The sequence below is a fragment of the Thermosynechococcus sp. GLH187 genome (assembly GCF_031583395.1).
GTDB lineage: Bacteria > Cyanobacteriota > Cyanobacteriia > Thermosynechococcales > Thermosynechococcaceae > Thermosynechococcus.
The window spans coordinates 336,660-357,567 of record NZ_CP134175.1 but is presented as its reverse complement, the minus strand read 5'-3'; the positions used below and the strand labels follow the sequence as shown (position 1 = coordinate 357,567).

At 54.1% G+C, this 20,908-nt stretch carries 24 protein-coding genes and 2 tRNA genes; 14 read left to right on the top strand and 12 right to left on the bottom strand.

The genetic code is table 11. From position 1 onward, the window contains the following. Positions 1 to 10 precede the first annotated feature (10 nt). Positions 11 to 499 carry an FKBP-type peptidyl-prolyl cis-trans isomerase gene (locus tag RHI63_RS01645; protein WP_149821090.1) on the bottom strand — a complete coding sequence of 163 codons (489 nt, stop codon included), beginning with the start codon at positions 497 to 499 and terminating at the stop codon, positions 11 to 13. After that, positions 493 to 813, bottom strand: coding sequence for a phasin family protein (locus RHI63_RS01640; RefSeq protein WP_149821092.1), 321 nt, complete (start codon positions 811 to 813; stop codon positions 493 to 495). The genes RHI63_RS01645 and RHI63_RS01640 overlap by 7 nt, the downstream gene beginning before the upstream one ends. Before the next feature lie 109 nt (positions 814 to 922). Between RHI63_RS01640 and secG the strand changes: the two genes are divergently transcribed. Together secG and RHI63_RS01630 are read left to right on the top strand one after the other, a co-directional pair. Then, the gene (secG, locus tag RHI63_RS01635) at positions 923 to 1,156 is read left to right on the top strand and encodes a preprotein translocase subunit SecG (protein WP_149821094.1); all 234 of its coding nucleotides are present in this window, start codon (positions 923 to 925) and stop codon (positions 1,154 to 1,156) included. An 11-nt stretch (positions 1,157 to 1,167) separates the two neighbouring features. Beyond that, the gene (locus RHI63_RS01630) at positions 1,168 to 1,665 is read left to right on the top strand and encodes a GNAT family N-acetyltransferase (RefSeq protein WP_206200793.1); all 498 of its coding nucleotides are present in this window, start codon (positions 1,168 to 1,170) and stop codon (positions 1,663 to 1,665) included. On the opposite strand, the gene RHI63_RS01625 is transcribed toward RHI63_RS01630, so the two are convergent. Then, positions 1,631 to 3,043, bottom strand: a complete 1,413-nt coding sequence (locus RHI63_RS01625; protein WP_225901616.1) for a serine/threonine-protein kinase — start codon at positions 3,041 to 3,043, stop codon at positions 1,631 to 1,633. The two genes, RHI63_RS01630 and RHI63_RS01625, sit on opposite strands and share 35 nt — an antisense overlap. Before the next feature lie 28 nt (positions 3,044 to 3,071). Next, positions 3,072 to 3,722, bottom strand: a complete 651-nt coding sequence (locus RHI63_RS01620; protein ID WP_206200791.1) for a phosphorylase — start codon at positions 3,720 to 3,722, stop codon at positions 3,072 to 3,074. Between the two features lie 478 nt (positions 3,723 to 4,200). Here RHI63_RS01620 and RHI63_RS01615 point away from each other — a divergent pair, with 478 nt between their 5' ends. The 6 genes from RHI63_RS01615 (at position 4,201) to RHI63_RS01590 (ending at position 7,763) form a co-directional block, all read left to right on the top strand. After that, positions 4,201 to 5,256 (top strand): phytoene/squalene synthase family protein, encoded by a 1,056-nt coding sequence (locus RHI63_RS01615; RefSeq protein ID WP_206200790.1) that lies wholly within the window; start codon positions 4,201 to 4,203, stop codon positions 5,254 to 5,256. Between the two features lie 93 nt (positions 5,257 to 5,349). Beyond that, positions 5,350 to 6,222, top strand: a complete 873-nt coding sequence (locus RHI63_RS01610; RefSeq protein ID WP_206200789.1) for a 6-carboxytetrahydropterin synthase — start codon at positions 5,350 to 5,352, stop codon at positions 6,220 to 6,222. A 3-nt stretch (positions 6,223 to 6,225) separates the two neighbouring features. Then, complete coding sequence (locus tag RHI63_RS01605) at positions 6,226 to 6,636, top strand: MAPEG family protein (protein WP_302677119.1); 411 nt, start codon at positions 6,226 to 6,228, stop codon at positions 6,634 to 6,636. A gap of 50 nt (positions 6,637 to 6,686) precedes the next feature. Next, a complete protein-coding gene (gene sufU, locus RHI63_RS01600) occupies positions 6,687 to 7,172 on the top strand; it encodes a Fe-S cluster assembly sulfur transfer protein SufU (RefSeq protein WP_310821757.1) in 486 nt (161 codons plus the stop codon). Then, positions 7,172 to 7,660, top strand: a complete 489-nt coding sequence (locus RHI63_RS01595) for a Ycf51 family protein (RefSeq protein ID WP_206200786.1) — start codon at positions 7,172 to 7,174, stop codon at positions 7,658 to 7,660. Before sufU ends, RHI63_RS01595 begins: the two co-directional genes overlap by 1 nt. Positions 7,661 to 7,689: 29 nt before the next feature. Further along, positions 7,690 to 7,763, top strand: a tRNA-Val gene (locus RHI63_RS01590). Positions 7,764 to 7,893: 130 nt separating this feature from the next. Here RHI63_RS01590 and RHI63_RS01585 read toward each other — a convergent pair. The 3 genes from RHI63_RS01585 to clpS form a co-directional block, all read right to left on the bottom strand. Beyond that, positions 7,894 to 7,975 (bottom strand) — tRNA-Leu (locus RHI63_RS01585). A gap of 43 nt (positions 7,976 to 8,018) precedes the next feature. Continuing rightward, positions 8,019 to 9,734: a diflavin flavoprotein gene (locus RHI63_RS01580; protein ID WP_302678679.1), complete on the bottom strand. Its 1,716-nt coding sequence runs from the start codon at positions 9,732 to 9,734 to the stop codon at positions 8,019 to 8,021. Between the two features lie 110 nt (positions 9,735 to 9,844). After that, positions 9,845 to 10,129, bottom strand: a complete 285-nt coding sequence (gene clpS / locus RHI63_RS01575; RefSeq protein ID WP_206200784.1) for an ATP-dependent Clp protease adapter ClpS — start codon at positions 10,127 to 10,129, stop codon at positions 9,845 to 9,847. A 134-nt stretch (positions 10,130 to 10,263) separates the two neighbouring features. On the opposite strand from clpS, the gene RHI63_RS01570 reads away from it, so the two are divergent. From RHI63_RS01570 to RHI63_RS01560, 3 genes are read left to right on the top strand one after another with little or no spacing between them, the layout of a single operon-like run. Then, the gene (locus RHI63_RS01570) at positions 10,264 to 10,644 is read left to right on the top strand and encodes a DUF2237 family protein (protein ID WP_225901683.1); all 381 of its coding nucleotides are present in this window, start codon (positions 10,264 to 10,266) and stop codon (positions 10,642 to 10,644) included. A gap of 18 nt (positions 10,645 to 10,662) precedes the next feature. Then, positions 10,663 to 12,726, top strand: coding sequence for a zinc metalloprotease HtpX (locus RHI63_RS01565; protein WP_310821756.1), 2,064 nt, complete (start codon positions 10,663 to 10,665; stop codon positions 12,724 to 12,726). A 3-nt stretch (positions 12,727 to 12,729) separates the two neighbouring features. Further along, on the top strand, positions 12,730 to 13,500 hold the full coding sequence (locus tag RHI63_RS01560) for a PD-(D/E)XK nuclease family protein (RefSeq protein ID WP_310743279.1): 771 nt from the start codon (positions 12,730 to 12,732) through the stop codon (positions 13,498 to 13,500). Here RHI63_RS01560 and RHI63_RS01555 read toward each other — a convergent pair. Then, positions 13,465 to 14,100, bottom strand: a complete 636-nt coding sequence (locus RHI63_RS01555) for a ribonuclease H-like domain-containing protein (protein WP_310744730.1) — start codon at positions 14,098 to 14,100, stop codon at positions 13,465 to 13,467. The two genes, RHI63_RS01560 and RHI63_RS01555, sit on opposite strands and share 36 nt — an antisense overlap. A 14-nt stretch (positions 14,101 to 14,114) precedes the next feature. Continuing rightward, the gene (locus RHI63_RS01550) at positions 14,115 to 14,444 is read right to left on the bottom strand and encodes a hypothetical protein (protein ID WP_310743277.1); all 330 of its coding nucleotides are present in this window, start codon (positions 14,442 to 14,444) and stop codon (positions 14,115 to 14,117) included. 142 nt (positions 14,445 to 14,586) lie between these two features. On the opposite strand from RHI63_RS01550, the gene RHI63_RS01545 reads away from it, so the two are divergent. After that, positions 14,587 to 15,927: a TldD/PmbA family protein gene (locus RHI63_RS01545; protein WP_310821755.1), complete on the top strand. Its 1,341-nt coding sequence runs from the start codon at positions 14,587 to 14,589 to the stop codon at positions 15,925 to 15,927. Here RHI63_RS01545 and deoC read toward each other — a convergent pair whose 3' ends face one another. Further along, the gene (gene deoC / locus RHI63_RS01540) at positions 15,928 to 16,581 is read right to left on the bottom strand and encodes a deoxyribose-phosphate aldolase (RefSeq protein ID WP_206200778.1); all 654 of its coding nucleotides are present in this window, start codon (positions 16,579 to 16,581) and stop codon (positions 15,928 to 15,930) included. It lies immediately after the preceding gene. 185 nt (positions 16,582 to 16,766) lie between these two features. On the opposite strand from deoC, the gene RHI63_RS01535 reads away from it, so the two are divergent. Together RHI63_RS01535 and mutY are read left to right on the top strand one after the other, a co-directional pair. Then, positions 16,767 to 17,093: a DUF760 domain-containing protein gene (locus RHI63_RS01535; protein WP_024124133.1), complete on the top strand. Its 327-nt coding sequence runs from the start codon at positions 16,767 to 16,769 to the stop codon at positions 17,091 to 17,093. A 3-nt stretch (positions 17,094 to 17,096) separates the two neighbouring features. Beyond that, positions 17,097 to 18,203, top strand: a complete 1,107-nt coding sequence (gene mutY / locus RHI63_RS01530; protein WP_302677112.1) for an A/G-specific adenine glycosylase — start codon at positions 17,097 to 17,099, stop codon at positions 18,201 to 18,203. Here mutY and pgl read toward each other — a convergent pair. Further along, positions 18,200 to 18,925: a 6-phosphogluconolactonase gene (gene pgl / locus RHI63_RS01525; protein WP_310821754.1), complete on the bottom strand. Its 726-nt coding sequence runs from the start codon at positions 18,923 to 18,925 to the stop codon at positions 18,200 to 18,202. The two genes, mutY and pgl, sit on opposite strands and share 4 nt — an antisense overlap. Positions 18,926 to 18,937: 12 nt before the next feature. Beyond that, positions 18,938 to 20,887: a DUF3769 domain-containing protein gene (locus tag RHI63_RS01520; protein WP_310437922.1), complete on the bottom strand. Its 1,950-nt coding sequence runs from the start codon at positions 20,885 to 20,887 to the stop codon at positions 18,938 to 18,940. Positions 20,888 to 20,908 lie beyond the last annotated feature (21 nt).

Here is a 20,908-nt window from a genome sequence, read left to right as displayed (position 1 = left end):
GAGTTCAATCCTATTGCACACCCAAAAGTTCAACGTCAAAAATCAGCGTCGCATTGGGAGGAATGACCCCGCCGGCACCGCGTGCACCATAGCCTAGGTTCGGGGGAATAATCAGCCGCCGCTGCCCCCCGACGTGCATTGAGCCAACTCCTTCATCCCAGCCTTTGATGACTTGACCGACACCAATTTGAAATTGGAAGGGCTGACCGCGATCGCGGGAGCTATCAAAAATGCGGCCATCGGTGAGCATTCCTGTGTAGTGCACCGTTACCCGATCGCCCACTTGAGGCTGCGCCCCTGAGCCGACAACCATATCTTCGTATTGCAAACCTGAAGGAGTGGTCACCACCTTTGGATTCCCCATAAGTCCCGCAGCCTCCGTTGACGCCTCTAGCGGCACACTGGCGATCGCGATCGGAGCGGCCACCAACCATACCACTACTAGGACAATACCACAGAGGAGCCAGCCGTAGGCTCGATGCACCCGTTGTCTTACCATGAGCGATTTTTTAACTCCCTAACATCCCGTTCTAGGCGATCAATGCGTCCCCGCAGTTCATCAATTTCTGACTGTTGTGGCACACCCAAGCTCTCTAGAAACTGGCGCGTTTGTCGTTGCACCGCTTCATCGAGGGAGGCGGCATCTTCTTTGAGGTGAGCAAGGACTTCATCCACCATTGCCTTGGCCTGATCGGCATTGAGGCGTCCCTCTTTCACCCATTGGTCGCTCACTTGACGCAACTTCTCGGCCACAAGGGAGGTGGTGCCAACACCAATTAAAAGCAATTGCTGAAGCAGATTTTGCTGGTTCATGGGGCACGTTCAAAACGCCTATCTTGTATTGTGCCATTGGCTCCTAGGCTTGCGGTAAGATGAGGGAGAGGTCAAGTTGTATAGATTCGCATCGCCAGCGAGGTTAAGGATGATTGAAAAAATTGCCATTGGTCTGTGGGCATTTTCAGCAGTTGGCCTGATTGTATTGGTCTTGCTCCACAGTCCCAAGGGGGATGGCCTCGGTGGTATTGGCGGTCAAGCCCAGCTCTTTACCAGCACCAAAAGTGCAGAAGCGACCTTAAACCGTGCCACGTGGACTTTGACAGTGTTGTTTATGGCGCTTACCGTTGCTCTGAGTGCCGGTTGGCTGCGCTCAATTTAGTTTGGGTTAGCGTGTCTTTCTCCTTTGCGATTCGTGCAGCGACCCCGGCGGATGTTCCAATCATCTTCCAACTGATCCAAGCGCTTGCGGCCTATGAAAAGCTCAGCCACGCAGTAACGGGCACAGAGGAGGCGCTACGGCAGCATTTGTTTGGCGATCGCCCCTACGCCGAGGTACTTCTTGCCCATACCCCCACAGACGTTATTGGCTACGCCCTGTTTTTCACCACCTACTCCACATTCCTCACCCGCCCCGGCCTTTGGCTAGAGGATTTGTTTGTCCTTCCTGCCTATCGGCGTCAAGGGGTGGGCACTGCTCTGCTGAAGGCATTAGCCCGGCTAGCCAGCGATCGCGACTATGGCCGTATCGAGTGGAGCGTCTTGGACTGGAATACTCCTGCGATTCAATTCTATGAGCGCATGGGTGCGACTGTGCTACCTGACTGGCGTATCTGCCGCCTCAGTGGTGATGTTCTCAAGCACTTCGGACATCCTGACAAGCCTGTGTGACCCGTCGCCCCAGATAGCGGCCAAGGGTGTAGGCCAACCATTCCAGATCCCTTGAGGTCACGCTAAGGGCATTTTCAGTCAGTTCGATCGCTTGGCTACCGGCACGAATCACCAGTTTGCTCGATAGCTCTTGGCGATCGCCCTCGCGATCGCGGTACGTGCTGTGGGGCTGAAATTCAATCTGTTCAATCACTTCAAGCGGCAGGACTTTAGGACGACGCCAGCGGAAACCAAGGATATGTTCATAGAAGCGCAGATCCTTACGGGTGACCATCAACACCTGCCATCCCAATAGCATGTAAAGAATGCCGCCAATGAGGCCTAAACCGACAGCAAGATGACCAGTAGCAAAAACAGCCATCAGCCAAAAGCCAGAACTAATCGCTAGACTGTACCAGACGACCAAGAACCCATTCCAAGCCACTGCAAAGGGAATCAGGAAGAAGAGACTGACATTAAATCCAACGGGGGGAATTTGCACCAGTAGCCCTTGGGGTGTTTCTCTCACCTGTAGGCGGGAACCGTAGGGCGGCGTTTTTGTTATGAGTGAGGCCTCGTGGGGTGATGTGTCCAGTTGCTTTAGGGCTTGGCGAGCCGCAGTCGCGGAGTCAAATCGCTCCTCAAGGGCGGGCGCGACCATTTTTTCGAGCCAGCGGATAAAAGGGGGACTCAAGGAGACCAAGGGTTGAAATTGAACCCGCAGTTCCTTTTGCGGCAGCTCATCGGGGGGAGTGCCGGTTGCTAAGTAGATGAGGGTCATGCCCAAGGCGTAGAGATCACTGGCGGGTAGGGTTTTACCGCCGAATTGTTCCGGGGGCATATAGCCATAGGTACCCACCACGGTTCGGGTGCTGCCTGCGATCGCCGTTTGTACCGCCCCAAAGTCCACAAGATAGACCTTGCCAAGATCATGACCGGAGCGATCGCCCAAAAGAATATTTGTCGGCTTAATATCGCGGTGAATCACCGGCGGTTGACGGCCATGGAGATAGATCAAAATATCCAGCAGGCGATCGGCCAGTAACCGCAAATCCTCTTCACTAAACACTCTCCCTTCTGCTTGCCATGTGGCGAGGGATTTTGCCTCAATGTAGGTTTGCACCAAAGCAAAGCCCTTGAGATCAGGGGTATTGATTTCAAAGTAGTCGAGATAGCGGGGAATGGCCGGATGATCCAAGGGTTGCAGCACAGCCGCTTCCCGTTCAAAGAGCTTAAAGTCGTCCCATGTCATGCCGCCACCAAAAAGCAGCAGCTTCAGCACCACCTGTTCATAGCGCCGCCGATCCAACGCCAGATAGGTGCGCCGCCCCGGATGAGACCCCAGTTCGCGCAGGAGTTCATAGCGATCGCCCAAAATTTGACCAATAAGCTGCGCCACAGCGTTCTCCAAGCTGGCTACCCCTATCTTAGCCATTGAGTTGCTGCACAATCTCTGGGGCAATTCTTGTGAGCACCTTGAGGGCTTTGAGGCTACCTTGAATCAAGTGTGCCGCCGCACGGGGGTTGCGGAGCATTGCGATAGCCAGTGGCCCCGGCCGCAAATTGCCTTGAGCATCAAAGGCTTGACTCAAATCGGGGAGGTCGCGATCGCCACCATCACTGATCACCCGCACCATCACCACCGGCATTCCCGCTAAAGCCTTGAGGAGTGGCACCCCTTCCATATCCACCACCTCCACCCCCCCGCGAGCCGCAAGGGTTTGTTTTTCCTGGGCCTTAGAAACGGTTTTCGCCGTTGTGATGCCTTTCACCCGTCGCCACGCAGGCGCCAATTTTGCCGATAACGTCTGGTCTAAAGAATACATTTGCCCTGCTTCATCCTGACAAGTAGTATAGACAACCACTTCACCCACCCGATCATCGGGATGCAAGCCCCCACAAACCCCCAAAATGAGAACCATGGCAGGCGATTCCTCAAGGGCACTGATCAATGCCGGTGTGGTCACTGTGGCTGCCCCCGCTCGGATCGGAATAATCACCACATTGGACGCCTGTAGCCCTCGTTGTACCGCTTGATATTCTGCCCCTTGGGGCACAAGGACGAGGCATGGAGTCATTGTTAATGAACTTTGCTGTGCTGGCCTGTTGACACAACCGCTACGCTGGGAGTACACATTTTCGAGCTGATTACCGTCTTAAACTTTTGGATAGACCGATCGCGGGCAATTTAGAAACTGACCAATGGAAAGAGTGTCACACTCAAGCGTCCGCTATGGTGGACGAGAGGCATTTTCCGCCAAATCTGATACCGTTGTTAATTGTTGAAGCTATGTTATTGTTCTGGCAAATTGTGAGCTATCCACCATTCTACCTCAGGCAATCTCGGCAACTGTCACAGGCCACCTAGACAAACAAAAATGAGTATGATAGCTATAGATTTTGCTCAATCCTTGTTTGTGGAAGTCGTCCCCTGCTGGGTTGCGATCGCGAGACCCTTTTGGAGAATCGTGAATTGACTGCCCTAGAGTGTTGGCCTGAGGAACGGTCGAGGATTGACTCAACTATCGATCAATGCGTGTAGGAGTGAACCCCCATATGATTCAAATGGTGCTGGAGAACCCAGTTTCCGTCAAGGATGCTGAGCGCTTTTGCCAAGAGATACTCCCCCAAGTCTCGCGCACATTTGCCCTCAGTATTCGCTTCCTCCCCGGAAATTTGGGTCGGGCGGTTCTGGTGGCCTATCTCATCTGTCGCATTGCCGATACCGTTGAGGATGATCCGGTTGCCAGTATCCCCGCAAAAACCGCTCTCTTGGATCACCTGCTGGAGTGTTTTGACAGTGCCGATCTAGCCAATAGCTATGGTGAAACCGCACGGGGGGTTCAGGGGGAGCCAGCCCATGTGCAACTGGTGAAAAATACGGGACTCGTCTTTGCCCTCTACCGTTCTTTGCCCCTCACGTCCCAACAGCACGTCCAACGCTGGGTGAGCGAAATGGTGCATGGGATGAAAAAGTTTATTAACCTCTATCCCAATGGCATTCGCATTCAAACCCTCGATGAATATAAAGAGTACTGTTATTACGTCGCGGGTACCGTTGGCTATCTCCTGACGGATTTGTGGTACGAGCATTCCCCCAGCATTGGTGCCGATGAATACCAAGTACTCCTCAAGCGCTGCGCTGCCTTTGGTGAAGCGCTGCAAACGGTGAACATTCTCAAGGATATTGCTTGGGATGCGGAGCACGAAAACTCGATCTATATCCCCAATGAATCTCTGCTGCTCCAAGGCAGTAGCCACCAGTCCATCCTCAGTGCTGAGCATCTTCAGCAAAATCATGCCGCCATTAAGGAATTGATTGCCCTTGCTTGGCATGATCTCGATGAAGCTCAAGCCTACTTGCTATCCGTGCCCAAGGCGGCAATTCCGATTCGCCTCTTTTGCGTGCTGCCGCTGCTCTTTGCCTATGCCACCCTGCGGGAACTCACTCACTCGACGGCGATGCTGCAACCGGGAGGGGTAGTTAAAATTAGCCGTGCAGAGGTGAAATCCCTGATGGTCATGGGGCCTTTATCGATTCTCAGTAACCACAGTCTGCGCTGGCTGATTGGCCAAGTACGGCAAAAGCCTTTCATCCTTGGCGGACTTTAGGGAAATGTGCCAAAAAAGCCAATGGTTGGGGGAACCAGAATTCGTTAGGATAGGGGGAGATTGCTGAATTGTTGCAAATCTTCATAACTTGACATGAATTGTATTATTCACCGCCGTGCTGAGTTTGCCGCCAGTCATCGCTACTGGTTGCCAGAATGGTCTGAAGCAGAGAATTTGGCTCGGTTTGGTGCCAATAGTCGCTTTCCCGGCCACGGTCATAACTATGAGTTGTTTGTTTCAATGGGCGGCGTTGTTGATGACTTTGGCATGGTGTTGAACCTATCGGATGTCAAGCACATCATTCGCCGTGAAGTCATTGAACCCCTGAATTTTTCCTATCTCAATGAGGTGTGGCCAGAGTTTCAAGCCACATTACCCACGACTGAACATATTGCACGGGTGATTTGGGATCGACTCTCTCCCCATTTACCCCTTGTGCGCATTCAACTGTTTGAACACCCCCGCCTTTGGGCGGACTACACGGGAGACCCTATGGAAGCCTATCTTTCTGTTGGTGCTCACTTTAGTGCGGCGCATCGTCTAGCCCTTGAGGATCTCAGCTACGAAGAAAACTGCCGCATCTATGGCAAGTGTGCTCGCCCCCACGGCCATGGCCACAACTACCACGTGGAGATTACGGTCAAGGGGGCAATCCATCCGCGGACGGGCATGATTGTTGATTTGGTCAAGCTCGAGGAGGTGCTCAAGGAACAGGTGATTGAACCTTTGGATCACACGTTTTTGAATAAAGATATTCCCTATTTTGCGACGGTGGTGCCCACAGCAGAGAACATCGCCATTTACATTGCCCAGTTGTTACAGGAACCGATTCGCCAGTTGGGGGCGACGCTGCATAAGGTGAAGTTGATTGAAAGTCCCAATAACTCTTGCGAAATTCTCTGTGAGGAATTGCCCCCTCGCGATGGGGTGCTCAGTGGTGCGCTGCCAGTGTTGGAGCGAGTCTAGGTGATGTTGAGCAATATCCCTTGGCTACTAGCCGCCAGTTTACTGACAGCAACGCTGCTGATCTATTTCCCCTACATTTTTGTTGTGGTGGGGCGCTGGCAGGCGGGCTTTGATATGGCGGCTCCCCGTGCCCTCTTTGAGAAACTGCCCCCCTTTGCGCAGCGGGCAGTGTGGGCACACGAAAATAGCTTTGAAACCTTTATGCCCTTTGCAGCAGCAGTGTTGCTGACCCTTTTTGCCGGGGTGGATAATGCAACGGTGGCGATCGCCAGCCTGAGTTTTGTCGCGGCTCGCTTTTTGTACAGCATCTGCTATATTGCCAACTTTCCCCTTGGTCGCTCCCTCATGTTTGGTGTCGGCACAGCAGCCACCTTGACGCTTTTTTGGCAAAGTCTCACCGCCCTTAGCCGTTAATATAGTTTATAAAATCCTTGAGGAAATGCACTGAGCATAGAGTATTCTAAATGTCTCTTGATCATCTCCGCACGCTCTACCAGCAAGTCATCCTAGAGCACTACAAGAAACCTCGCCACCGTGGCCGCACGCAGCCTGTGGATCGTCAGCAGCGGGGACATAACCCTTCCTGTGGCGACACCATTGATTTAACCGTTGCCCTAGGCACCAATGAGCAGGGGGAGACAATCATTCAGGATATTCAGTTTGAGGGGGAAGGCTGCGCGATCGCCATGGCCTCAGCGGATTTGATGGCCGATGCCCTGCGGGGGCAACCCGTGAGTCGTGCCCTCCAAATGGTGGAGCAGTTCCAAGCGATGATGAAGGGGCAGTTTGAGTTCCCTCGAGAGTTTCGCAAGCTCAATGTCATGCAGGGGGTGGCTCAGTTCCCGGTGCGGATTAAGTGTGCGACATTGACATGGCATACCCTCCGGGCAGGGTTGCAGCAGGATCAAACCCCTGTGAATGGTTTTGTCAGTAATGAGGAGGAAGAGTAGTGCTGACCCCCGCCGATTTTGCCACCTATAGCCGCTGGGCTGGCATTGCCACCCTTGTCATGGCTGGCTTAACCGCACTCACATTTGTTTTTCGCTGGGGTGTGCGCTTTCGCTTTGTTGGTATTACGGGGTTTCTCGGTGTTGTGACAGTGGGACTCTTTGCCCTGAGTATTGTACCGATTGTGCACTCCCCAGTGCCCGGTGCCGGCAAATACACCCTCGTCTATGACAACGGGGCAACGCAAGTTGTGATCACAGTGCCCCCGGACATTGAGAGCAGTACCCTTGAGGCAACGCTGGTACAGGCAGCGAATGATTTATTTTCCTTGGGACGGCTCGGCCGAGGGAGCGATCGCCTGACCGTGATTGCACGAACCATCGAACATCCTGAACCGGGGGTGACTGAGCCAGTGGTTTTAGGGGTGGCCACTCGTTCGTTGAGCGATCGCACCGATACAAATGTGACGGTCAAACTACTTAAAGGTTAGCCTTGTGTATGCTATATTAGGAATTCCGAGGACGCATAGCTCAGTTGGTTAGAGCACCACGTTGACATCGTGGGGGTCACTGGTTCGAGTCCAGTTGTGTCCATCCTCCTAAAATCTTCACTTCAAAGAAAAACATCCCAGTTAAGTCCCCAAAAAGATCTAGGGAAAGGTTTTTGCCAATGCTTTCTTGGCTGCGAACTGCAAACTGTGCCCTCAATTGCTAAGCTTTTGAATGCGGACGGAGGGACTTGAACCCACACACCTTGCGGTACTAGAACCTAAATCTAGCGCGTCTGCCAATTCCGCCACGTCCGCAGCAAACTTAGTTTAGCGCACTTTGGGTAGGGAGTGCCCAAGTTTAGTAATGGTTCCCCACTTTGCGATGGTGCACAGCAGTCATGCCATCGGGCTTTGAGACGCGACCATTATCCACAGTACTATAGACAATCCAGTGATCGTGGGCATCCAGACGGCTGACAACGGTACATTCCATATAGGCAAGGGCATCGGCCAAAATGGGACTGCCATTACTGGCTGGATAGGTTTTCACATGGGCAAAGCGATCGGCGCCCGGTGGGAATCGCTTTAGGAAATGGCGCATCAGGGGCTGGTAGTTCCCTTCTTCAAGAACATTGAGGACAAAGGTATCCCCCACGTGTAGAAAGGACTCAATGGCCCGATCCTTGGCCACCGCAATGGAAACCCCAAGAGGTTCGGTACTGGCCTGGGCCACCCAAGAGGCCAACATGGCACTGTTAATGGCACCTTTTTGGGCGGTGATAATGTATAGCCCACCGCTCAGGCGACCCAAGGCTTTATCGAGGTCAGTATCCAAGGCTTTCATCTGCTTGACGGTGCGATCGCGCAACAGCCATTGACCCATGTCAGTACCCGCTTCTTCCGCCTCTTGGAACAGTGCCTCAGTGGGCGCTGCTGTGACCCGAATCACAGGAAATGAAGGCGTCAGTCCCGCATCCCGAAACTGATTCAGCAGGGGATAGGCGGGTTCAGCGTCGGCCACACCACTTTCAAAGACCCCAATGGCCTGTTTGGCATGGGCAGCCGCACGAATCGTACTCAGGGCAGTTTTAGCAACGGCAGTGGTGGGCGGTGTACCGATAATGATCCCAGCGGCAATCTCGGTGAGTTCGCGAATATCTTGGGGTTCAGCGGTGAGCAGATCCATTTTTTCAACAACAACCCCAGTTTTGGCGGCTCCCCGTTCGATCGCCTCTGCCAGAGCATTGGCATAACCATAGTTAGCAGCATAGAAAATGGCCACCGTTGTTGCTGCTTTGGCCTGCTCTTGACTCCAGTTGCGGTAGGAATCTAGCCACTGCGGGAGATGATGGCGCAGCAGTGGGCCATGACCTGTGGCAACTAGTTGCACGGGAGGCAGGGGTTCCAAGCGCTTGAAGGCGGAGAGGACGGAGCGGGCATTGGGTCCCATGAGGCAGTCGTAGTAAAACTTGAAATCTGGCGCTAGCAGTTCAGGTTCTGTGTCAAAGGGATCATCATTGCAGAAGTGGGCACCAAAAACATCACAGGTAAAGAGGGTCTGGGTGCCGTGATCATAGGTGAGGATGGTGTCGGGCCAGTGGAGATTGGGAGCCATCACAAACTCAAGGACATGCCCTTTCCCCAAGTCAAGGCGATCGCCATTTTTCACCTGTCGCTGACTAAAGGGCTGATGGATCAGATCCCCCAGAAACTGTAACGCCACCTTTGAGGCCACCACGGTTACATGGGGGGCTTTTGCCAATACGTCCTTGACGAGGCCACTGTGGTCAGGTTCGGTATGGCTGACAATGAGATAGTTCAAGTCACTGGGGTTCACCCGTTGCCAAAGTTGCTCGAGGTAGCGATCGCCAAACTTGGCATGGGACGTATCTACGAGGGCAATCTGTTCCCCTTTGATCAGAAAGGAATTGTAGGTGGTGCCATTTTCAAGGGCAAACTCAATATCAAAGCGATCGCGATCCCAATCTAGGCAGCGAATTGCCGTCGTATCAGCGGCGATCTCCAACACCTGCAGGGTTAAGCGCGGCGGACGCTTGGCAGTCGTGACGGCCATTGGCAGTTCCTCAACCTTATGAAACTACCTTTTATAGTGACACATGAAGAAAGGTAACAGGATTCAAAGTTTTTAATAGCGGTGATAACAGGCTTTACAAAGGGCAATGCCTATGCGGGTTCAAGGGGTGCCATTGTCAGCCCCGCCCGCAAAAGTTGCTCATGGTACAGTTCCGCCTGTTCTTGGGGCCCCACCCAAACAATGGCTTGGCCTTCGTAATGAACTTGATTCGTTAATTCCCACGCGCGATCGCTGGTCATGTTGGGAATATATTTCATTAAACAGTTAGCAACGTGCTGAAAGGTATTGAAGTCATCGTTGAGGACAATGACTTTGTAGTTGGGGTAGTGCTTGCGAATAACCTGTTGCCGCTCTTGGGGAACAACGCTAGGCATAGGCCAAACAAAACAACAACAATACTATTTCTGAGTTTTAGTTTAGCGCATTGGCCGGGGACTGGCTGCAATAGGCCTCTTGGGCACAGGCTTATGCTATAGCTAGACTTAGGGTGAAAAACTTGGGGGCATCAATAATGACGGCAATGAATGTGTTGGGAACACCCTTGGTGTGCTGCTGTCAAAATCCACTCACAGGATTCTATCGCGATGGTTTTTGTCGGACGGGGGCAGGAGATGTCGGTGCCCATGTGGTCTGTGCGCAAATGACCGCCGAATTTCTCACCTTTACCCGTTCGCGGGGCAATGATCTTTCGACGCCAGTGCCCGCCTATCAATTTCCGGGGCTGAAACCGGGCGATCGCTGGTGTCTGTGTGCCTCCCGTTGGCGGGAAGCCCTAGAGGCTGACGTAGCTCCCCCAGTAATTCTGGAAGCAACCCATGTCAGTGCCCTTGAGTATGTCTCCCTAGAGGATTTGAAAGCCCACGCCCTTGGTGGTAACCAGCAACCGTGATCTGGGGAATACTCAAGTATGCCCGATCCAGAATCCGATTTTCGCTTAGATCCTCGCTATATTGCGGGTTTAGCGGCCTTTAATCGCGGAGATTATCAACTGGCGATCGCCGCCTTCAAAGCCGTCATTGCCAGCCACGGTCAACGCCGCGAAGGTCTCAAGGCTCATCTGCACCTGATTAAAGCCTATGCCCACACCCGCCAGTGGCAAGAGGCCATTGATCTGTGTCAACTCCTAGCGCGATCGCCCCTCCCCTCCATTCAGGCTTGGGCGCAAAAACATCTGCCAGAGTTAGAACGCTATTTGGATGAGGAACCCACTTCCTCCTACCTTGAGTGTGTTTCAGCGCCGAGTTCAAGGCCGCCTATGCAACTGCGACCGGTGCCTCGCATTTATCTCTGGCTAAGTCAGGGGGCAACACTGCTGCTGATCGCGTGGCTACTCCAAAAACCGCTACAGGTTTTGATTGCAGGCCTCCTCAACTACGCCAATGATCCACTGGCACTCCTGCGGGGCTGGGAAGGGGTGATGGCGTGGTTTTTGCTGGGCTGCTTGGGATTGGGGTTACTCAGTGGTGGCAGTTGGCTGTGGTCATGGCGATTGCGAGCTGGCTATGGTTTGCGTCCTGTGAGTCTTGGCGAACTTGAGGAGTATAGCCCCGAAACGGTGATGCTCTTGGGGCGTTTGTCGTGGTCGTGGTGGCAACCCCGTCCCCAAATAGGCTGCTTGATGACGGCAGCACCGATCATTTTTAGCTATGGACGCTGGCAGCGCCGCATTATTGTCAGCGAAGGTCTATTGCGATCGCTCTCTGGCGAGGAACTGCTGGCTTTAATAGCCAGTGAAATTGCCCAACTACGGCTGGGGCTGAATACCCTAGTGACCCCCCTTGTACTGCTATTGCAACTGCCCTATGACTTGTACTGTTGGTGCAGCCGTTGGGGCGATCGCTTTGCCCCTCCCTATGGCAAGCACTGGAGACGGCGGATCATCAGGGGTACCCTCTATCTCCTCTGCGCCATGGTGGGTCAGGGGAGTTATCTTCTCTTTCGTGGGCTGGAGATGCTCTGCTTCTGGAGCAATCAGTTGCGGCAGTATTATAGCGATCGCCAAGGGGCAGCCTTGATCGGTAATCCCAATACCCTTGTGATGGCTTGGTTTCGCCTCATGGCAGCCACAGCAACGACGGTGTGTGCCCAAGGGGAAATCGGTGCCCCCCTAGAATCCTTGCGCCTGCTTCTACCCCTAAATCCAACCCAAGCTGCCCTGTGGGGCAATCAACCCCTCGATTGGCCAATGCTGCTCCGCTGGGATACCGCCCATCCCCTGCGGTATTGGTTTCGCTTGACCTCCTCCCATCGTCCCCTTGGACTACGCCTGCAAGCCCTGATGACCTATGCGCGGCAATGGCGACTGGAACCCCTGCTTTCCCTGCCCTCGACTTCCTCCCTTCGCTGTCAACGGGCTGGGCAACAACTGGCTCCCTTCTGGGGGGCGATCGCGGGAGTCATCACGACGATTATCCTCACGGGCGTTGGTCAATTTGCACTGCGGGCGGGGACGATCGCCTTTCCTCTGTGGTGGTTGGCGGATTGGTCTACCTTGGCACGGGGCTTCATTCCCATTGGCCTTGGGTTAGGTCTCTTTTTACGCCTGAATGCCTACTACCCGCCTCGGCCTCCGCAAACCTACACCTTGGGTCAGCTTCTTCATCGTCTTTTGCCCCTTGATAGTCCCGTTGCCGAGCTAAAGGGGCATTTACGGGCAGTGACGGGCTTGCGCAATGGTCTAGGACAGCACCTGTGGCTGGAGACGGATCAGGGCTTGTTTCCCCTGCGCTGCCATCGAGCTTGGGGGCCGATTTGGCCAATCCTTGAGCCAGCCTATCTGAAAACCTTGGCGGGGCGATCGCTGGTGGTACGCGGCTGGTTTCGACGTGGGACAGTTCCCTTTGTTGAGCTGAGTGAGTGGCACTCCCCGGATTTACAGCAAAAGCAATCTTGGGCTGCCCCCTATTGGGCGATCGCCATTGCCACGCTCTGGATTCTCTACGGCCTCATGACACTATTGGGTTGGATCTAGACGATGCAACTTTCCCAAGCCCATCTGCGCACCCTGCAAACCTGTGCACGGCAATATCAGTACCGCTATCTTGACAGCTTGATGCTGCCAGAGGCCACACAATTAACGGAAACCACTGCCCAAAAGCAGGGTCGCGACTTCCACCGCCTGATGCAACAGCACTTTCAAGGACTCGATATCCGCCCAATTCTTGAGGCGCAGCCCGAATTACAACCGTGGTTTGCGGCCTTTCAAACCATGCCACCGCCCATGATTGAGGGTCAAGGGGAAGCAGAGCATGTCCGCAGTCTGGGCTGGCAGGAATTCACCCTTGTGGGCGTGTATGACTACGTGATTTTTGGCCAAGGGCAAGCGCAGATTCTCGATTGGAAAACCTATGCCCACCCACCCGCCCCAGACACCTTAGCCCGTCATTGGCAGACTCGCCTTTACTGTTATCTCCTAGCAGCCACTAGTCCCTACCCCCCCAGCCAGATTTCCATGACCTACTGGTTTGCCCAAGGAGAGAAGGGAGCAAATTTCTACGCCTTTCCCTACAGTGAGGCCATCCACGAGCAAATCCACCACACCCTAGAGCAGTGCCTTAACCAACTGCGCCAATGGCTGCCAGCCTATGAGCAGGGGCAGAATCTCCCTCAAGTTTCCGAGACCCAAGTGTCGAAATACTGCTATGAGTGCCCCTTTTGTGAACGGTGTCAGCGTGGCCAGCCAACTTCTGTTTCGACCATTGACCCGTTCCTAGCCGTGCTCAAAGACTTGGGTGTACCCCGCTAAATCCAGATCCACAATCGCGGGCAGGCAACTCAGTGCCGTTTGCACTAACTCAAAGCGTTCTTCCCGTTTCAGCATGGCTGTGAGCTGCTGCCGCAGGGGAATCAGATAGCGCACATCATTGGCCGCATACCGCAGTTGATCTTCCCGCAGGGCCATGGCATTGCCCCAGTCGGAACTTTGGGCGGATTTATCAATTTCTATGCCCAACAAATCCAAGACCAAGTCCTTGAGGCCGTGGCGGGGGGAATAGGTACGGGCAATCTTGCTGGCAATTTTGGTGCAGAAGACAGGGTGAACCCGAATCCCCAAGTGGTAGCGCAACGTGGCCAAATCAAAGCGGGCATAGTGAAAGATTTTGGTAATGCGGGGGTGCTCGAGGAGTTGCTGCAGGTGGGGAGCCTCTTTCTGGCCACGGGCAATCTTGATCACTGCTACTTGTCCCTCTGGGTCGCACACCTGCACCAAGCACAGGCGATCGCGGGGAATATTCAAGCCCATGGTTTCCGTATCCACGGCCAACTGATCCGCATTCAGAAAGTGCGCTAAGGCCGTCGCACTTAAATCGTGGTCAAAACACTCAAGGGGAAAATCCAGCTCCATGATTCGCTCGCAAACTACGTCGGGGGCAATTCTGAGGACTGCTCTTTGGCGACATCAATGCGTTCCAATTGCCAGAGAATTTGGTTGCTTTCACGGCGCACCCGCGAGATCTGCCAATTGCGCCATGTCCATTCTTCACCGCGACTGGTGACGGCACTGGCGTGCACATCCATCAATTCTGCCAATTCACCACTGGTAATCAAGTATTTACCAGCCGCCAATTCATCGGCAACCCGCAGTGTCACAATTAATTCTTCAAGGCGGGCGCGGCGCTCAGACCACTGGGGCGATTTTCCCCCCAACCATTCACCGTCACCATCGACCCCTAGGGATGGTTGCACCATGGCTTTCTTCTCGCGATCAACATTGCTCCAAAAATCTTAGCGAGAAACGATGTGATTTTTAACCCACCTAGGCGATCGCCCACCACGCCGAGGATAGGGCTAGAATAGTTTTAAGATTTGTTAATGCACTGATCCGAACACCATGACGGTAACCCTGACCCCTGCCTTAACCCTCCATGAGCGGGTAGCCACGATCGCCCGCCGCCTTGGCATTGAAAAATTTGACCTTGGTGGCTCCCATGTGGATGAGGTGAGTGTCCAAGTGCAGCAGGGGGAACCCAAACAGGTGAAGGCCTCGCAGCGATCGGGGATTACCGTGCGGGTGTGGAACTCAACGGGTCCCCTAGGGGTTGCCAGCACCACCCAATTGGACGATCGCGGTTTAGAGACGGCTCTAGAAATGGCCAAAGAAGCCAGTGCTTTTGGTGTTACAGAGGATATTCCCGACTTTAGTCCCTTGGCCACCGCCCCCCTTGGTGACACAACACTTACAACGGCGGATCTGCCCCTTGCCTCGGCAAAAACCCTCCTAGATCAACTGATTGCCGCTGAACGGGAGCTGTTGGGGCGACATCCAGCGATCGCTAGTGTGCCCTACAATGGTCTCAGCCAGCGGCGCATAGAACGGTTTTATCTCAACAGCGAGGGAGCCGATCGCCAGCAAACCAGCACCACAACCACGCTCTATCTCTACAGCAAAACCGATGAGGCGGGTCGCAAACCCCGCAGTGCGGGTGCCATTCGCATCAGTCCCGATCTTGAGCACTTAGACATTGCGGGCTGTATTGATGAAGTGGCCGACAAAACCATTCGCCACTTGGCCTATGAACCGATTGCCTCTGGCCAGTACCCAGTGCTTTTTTCACCCTCGGCATTCCTCAGCCTGCTCAGTGCCTTTAGCAATCTCTTTAATGCCCAAAACATTTTGGATCGCCAGAGCCTTTCGACGCCAGAATCCCTCCATCAGGCGATCGCCAGCCCCCTTTTGAGCGTGTACGACGACGCCCGCCATCCCCAGAATGTGGGTCAGTCCCTCTTTGATGGCGAAGGTACCCCCACCCGCCGCACCCCTTTAATTGAGCAGGGGATTCTTACGGGTCTCTACCACAGTGCCGGTACGGCGCGTCGCTTTCAAACCCAGCCCACGGGGCATGCCAACTTAGGGGCAAAGGTGACAGTGAGTGGTCACTTCTACGATGTCCCAGCGGGTGAAGGGGGCGATCGCGCCGATGGTCTTGTCTGGATTGACGAACTCCATGCCCTCCACGCGGGCGTGAAAGCCCTTCAAGGCTCATTTTCCCTCCCTTTTGACGGTTGGCTGTTGCGCAACGGCGAAGCCATCAGCATTGAAGCGGCCACCGTGGCCGGCGATATTCGCAGCCTGCTGAAAGGTATTCTCCATCTGGGCACTGAAGTTGAAGTCACCCCCTATGGTTGTTGTCCGCCAGTGTGGGTGAGTCCCCTTGCGATTACCGGTGAATAGCTAGACCTGCATCAAGTCGAGGCTGCGGGACGTGCCCAAGCGGGTGGCACCGGCATCAATGAGTTCAAGGGCTTGCTCCCGCGTACGAATGCCGCCAGAGGCCTTAATGCCCACGCGATCGCGACTCAGGCGCTTGAGCAGACGCACATCTGCAATCGTGGCACCACCGCGCCAGCCCGTGCTGGTTTTCAGGAAAGCCACCCCCGCATCCAAGCAAATATCCACTGCCAGTTGTTTTTCTTCCTCTGTCAGCACCGTGGTTTCCAAAATTGCCTTGACGGTCACCCCCGTTTCCGCGCAGATTTGGGCAATATCGCGATAGACGGCCTCGGTGTTGCCCTCCTTGAGCCAACCCAAGTTAATGACCACATCCAACTCTGTCGCACCACTGTCAACCGCCTCCTGCGCCTCATAGAGTTTCGTGGCACTGGTGTGGGCACCACTGGGAAAGCCAATGACGGTACACACTTTCACGGGTGTGCGGTGGAGCAACTGGACTGCCGTCTTCACCCAGACGGGCATGACACAGACGGCGGTAAATTTCCATTGTTCTGCTTCAGCACAGCATCGTTCAATCTCTGCTGTGGTTGCCAAGGGGTCAAGCTGGGTATGATCAATGTAGGGCGCAAGGTCAAACAAATCACGTTCCGTCATAGGAATTCACCCAGAACAACCCTATTTTTATTAACTAAATAATAATAAAAACGGGGACGGAAAATGAGACCTTGGGAGATCGGTTCTCCCACCCCCCACCTAAAATTCACCCTTGCTAGATTAAAGCTAGGCTATCACAGGCACGCTGACCTGTTGGCCAGACTACCTTTTTGGGAGGACACTCTATGGAGCCAACCATGAACCCTCGCAATCTTCAAGAAAGTGCTGATTCCCTCTGGAACTATCTGCAAAGTTTGGATGCAGAAGTGGTGGCTCGCCTGTCCCGTCCCGCGTCGCCAGAAATGGCCATTGTGATGGAACGCCACATTGGTAACCTGCTGGGCTACTTGCCACCGGAGGGGTTTGAGGTTTCCATTACCACGAATCGGGAGCACCTTGGGCGTCTCTTGGCTTCGGCAATGATGAGCGGTTACTTCTTGCGCGGTGCCGAGCAACGTCTTGAATTCGAGCGATCGCTCCAAGCGGCTGCCCAAGCGGAAGACAGCAAATAACCCATGCCAACGGTACAGGACAGTGGGGGCGGGTATACACTACCTGCCCTTCGTTTTGCACTTTTACAGTGGTATCAGCAGCAGGGGCGGGATTTACCTTGGCGGCACACGCGCGATCCCTATGCCATCTGGGTCTCAGAAATCATGCTCCAGCAAACCCAAGTGGCCACGGTGATTCCCTACTATCAGCGTTGGCTAGCCACCTTTCCCGCGATCGCCGACTTAGCGATTGCCGATTTGGAAACCGTCTTGAAACTGTGGCAGGGATTGGGCTACTATGCACGGGCACGCCATTTGCACCGCGCGGCTCAACAGATCATGGCCGATCATGGGGGGCAATTTCCCTGCACCTACGAGGCCGTGGTGGCATTACCGGGAATTGGTCGCAGTACCGCAGGTGCGATCCTCAGTGCTGCCTTTAATCAGCCCCAGCCGATTCTCGATGGCAATGTCAAACGGGTGCTTGCCCGTCTCTATGGACTCACGATCCCCCCCAAGCAAGCGGAAGCCCAACTCTGGCAGTGGTCGGCGCAACTGCTGTGTCCCCAAGCCCCCCGCGATTTTAATCAAGCCCTGATGGATCTGGGGGCAACGATCTGTACACCCCACCAACCCCTGTGTCATGCTTGTCCTTGGCAACACCATTGCGTCGCTTACCAACAGCAGTTAACCCATGAGATTCCTCGCAAAATGAACCGTTCCCCCTTACCCCATAAAAAGATTGGTGTCGCGGTGATTTGGAATGCGGCAGGTCAGATTCTCATTGATCGGCGGCCACCAACAGGTCTATTGGGGGGACTATGGGAGTTTCCGGGGGGCAAAATTGAACCCAATGAGACGGTTCAGGAGTGTATTCAGCGGGAAATTCGTGAGGAATTGGGCATTGAGATTAGTGTTGGTGAGCATTTGATTGACATTGATCATGCCTACACCCATTTTCGGGTGACGCTCCATGTCTATTACTGCCAGCATCTTTCAGGAAGTCCTCAGCCCTTGGGGTGCGATGCCATCCGTTGGGTGACCCCTGAGGAATTGGAGCAGTTTCCCTTTCCGAAAGCCAATACTGCAATTATTCAGGCCATTCACGAACGGGGCAGACCCACAGCCTAGGTGTTTGCAACGACACCCTCAGCCGCCGCCGCATCCAAAAACCAAAGGGCATTGCCAGTAATCAGCCGTGCCGGATAGAGATGGGGATCAGTCGTCCCAGAGAAAATATGACGTAGAGCAGTTTGTTTATTGGCACCCGTCACAAGAAAGAGAATTTGACGGGCATGGTTAATCAGGGGCACCGTGAAGGTGAGGCGGGGCTGGCCATCCTTGTTGCCCACGGTAATCAGGCGATCGCCCACCGTCAGGGCTGCTGTGTGGGGAAACAGGGAGGCCGTATGGCCATCGGGTCCCATACCGAGCAAAATCAGATCAAAGCTGGGAACTTCTCCTTCACGGATGCCAAAGGTTTGGCGCAGGATTTGCTCATAGCGATCGGCAGCGGTCTGCGGATCCGCATCCGCCGTTGGCATTGGGTGAATCTGATTTTTGGGAATCGGTACATGATTGAGCCACGCCTGAAAGGCCATCCCCGCATTGCTGTCGGGATGATCGAGGGGAACATAGCGTTCATCACCCCAGAAAATGTGCCACCGTGACCAAGGAGTATCCGCACAAACAAGGCTTTCATACAACGGTTTAGGCGTGTTGCCGCCGGCAAGGGCAAGCATAAATTGCCCCCGTTGGGCGATCGCCCCAGTGGCCTGCTCAAGAACAAACTGCTTTGCCGCCGCCGTCAGGGCAGCCAAATCTGGAAAAACACGTACATTGGGTGTTGGCATAGAAGCATCATCCTAATTGGAGCGAATCACACCATCGGTCGCCGTACCCAGTCCGGGACTGGAAAAGGGATCAGCATTGCCGCGCCAGTTAAACCCATTAATGCGCAAAAGAATCGTCGCCAACTGGCGATCGAGGTTATAGCGAAACACCACCCCATAGGTGCGACGGCTATATTCAACAATAATGTTTGTATCAAAAACTCTCCCTGTGTCCACATTAATTTGCATTTGGGTACCCGCTCGCAGCGGACCGTAAATCTGCTGCAACAATCCCACGTTGAGCACACTAAAGTCAGTAATCCGATCAAAGAGAAAGGGCGAGGATGGCTCACTCAATGTCTGTGTAAATCCCACATCAAAACTGGTGTAGTCAAACCAATGACGAGAAAAATGACCCACTTGACCCCGAAACCCTGCCCCTGCAACTAACGCGGGTTGGGTACTGCCATTGGTATAGTAGTTCGCTACACCGCCTACCTGACTATAGAACTGCAAGAAGGGTTGTACAGGACGGGGGCTATAGCGCAGGCCTTGGGTTCGCGTCGGCGGTAAGGGAGTGCCCCGCCAAATGGGCATCACCCAGTTAAGACTTGCGGCAGCTTGAAGACGACCTAGGCTTGGCTTAGGGGGTAAGGAGGGATCATCACTGGCTGCCGTGACGTATTGACCTCCCAGAAGATAACTGAGTGTTAGGCCCTGAGTTAAGGGAATACCTGTACCACTGAACATGCCGCCAAAGCTACTGGTAATTTCCTGCTCCCCAAGGGAACGATTAAAAACCCGTTGGCGATAAAGGGCAGAAACCGTTAGGAGATTGCGGGCATCAAAATTGTGGAACAAGTCTACCCCTGCGCGTGACGTACTCGGCCAGTCGTTAGGGTTGAGCGTATTCAAGAAGCCGTAACCGCGCACACGAGTCTGCGGCGTGAACCGATGGCCTAGCTCGATCGCCGCCCCGTAGCTTTTAGCATCAAAAACATCAAAGTCATTGTTGATGATCCGTTCTAAATAGATGGATGGCAGGAAGGTGATTTGGGTATTGGGGGTATTGATTGCTCTGTACCGATAGGCGAGAAATACGCCGCCGCGATCTTGTTCATCATAGCCAAACTCAAAGGGGAGAATTTCGTAGGGACGACCTACAACAAACCGCCGCAGCACAATGGGTAAGGCCACCCGCTGATCAAAGACCACACGACCCCGTCGTACCTTGAGCAGGGTTTCATCGGCACTGAGGGGTTCGGCGGTGGCTTCCTGAGCCCGTGCCTCCAGCTCTGGCGGACTAAAGGGATCATTCGTGATTCGCAGGTTTGTCGCCAACCAGCGGCGGCCATCAAACTCTAGGCGATCGGCCTCAAAGCGCAACCGATCAAAGGTTTCTGTCACTTCTGCTTGGAGATCTGTGCCCTGTTCGTCAAGACCGGGGAGAGGGCTAAGGGGTGGGGGGCTAGGAGAGCGGGTCAGGCTCAGGTCTTGATCCACCCTAGCGGTATTGACGACGCCGCGAGCATTGGTGAGAGAGCCTTGATCGAGTCTGAGGTTATATTCCAAGCGATCGCCCTGCAAGACTTGATCGCCGCGCGTAATCGTCACATTACCTTCCGCCACCAGAATTTGGGCGTCAATATCGGTTTGAATGCGATCAGCGGTGAGTTCAGCTTCCTTGAAGCGGAGGAAAACATTGCCAATGGCATTAAACAAGCGCCGCATCAGATCGAACTCTTGGCGATCGGCCGTCACCTCTAAGGGTTGATCACGGACAACGGGCGTTTCAGCATTGGCCTCCCCAAGACGGAGGGGGGCTGTAAAATTCGGTGTTGGCCTAGGGCTGATCGGCGTTGTACTGCTAAGATCAGGAGCTACCGTTGTTCCAAGTAGCTCCGCTGGTGATGCGCCGCTGACCTCAGTCATTTCTGCGGGTTGTGCAGGGGGGGGCAGACTAGCAAAAAGGGGTAAAAACAACAACGGCCAAACTTCCTCACG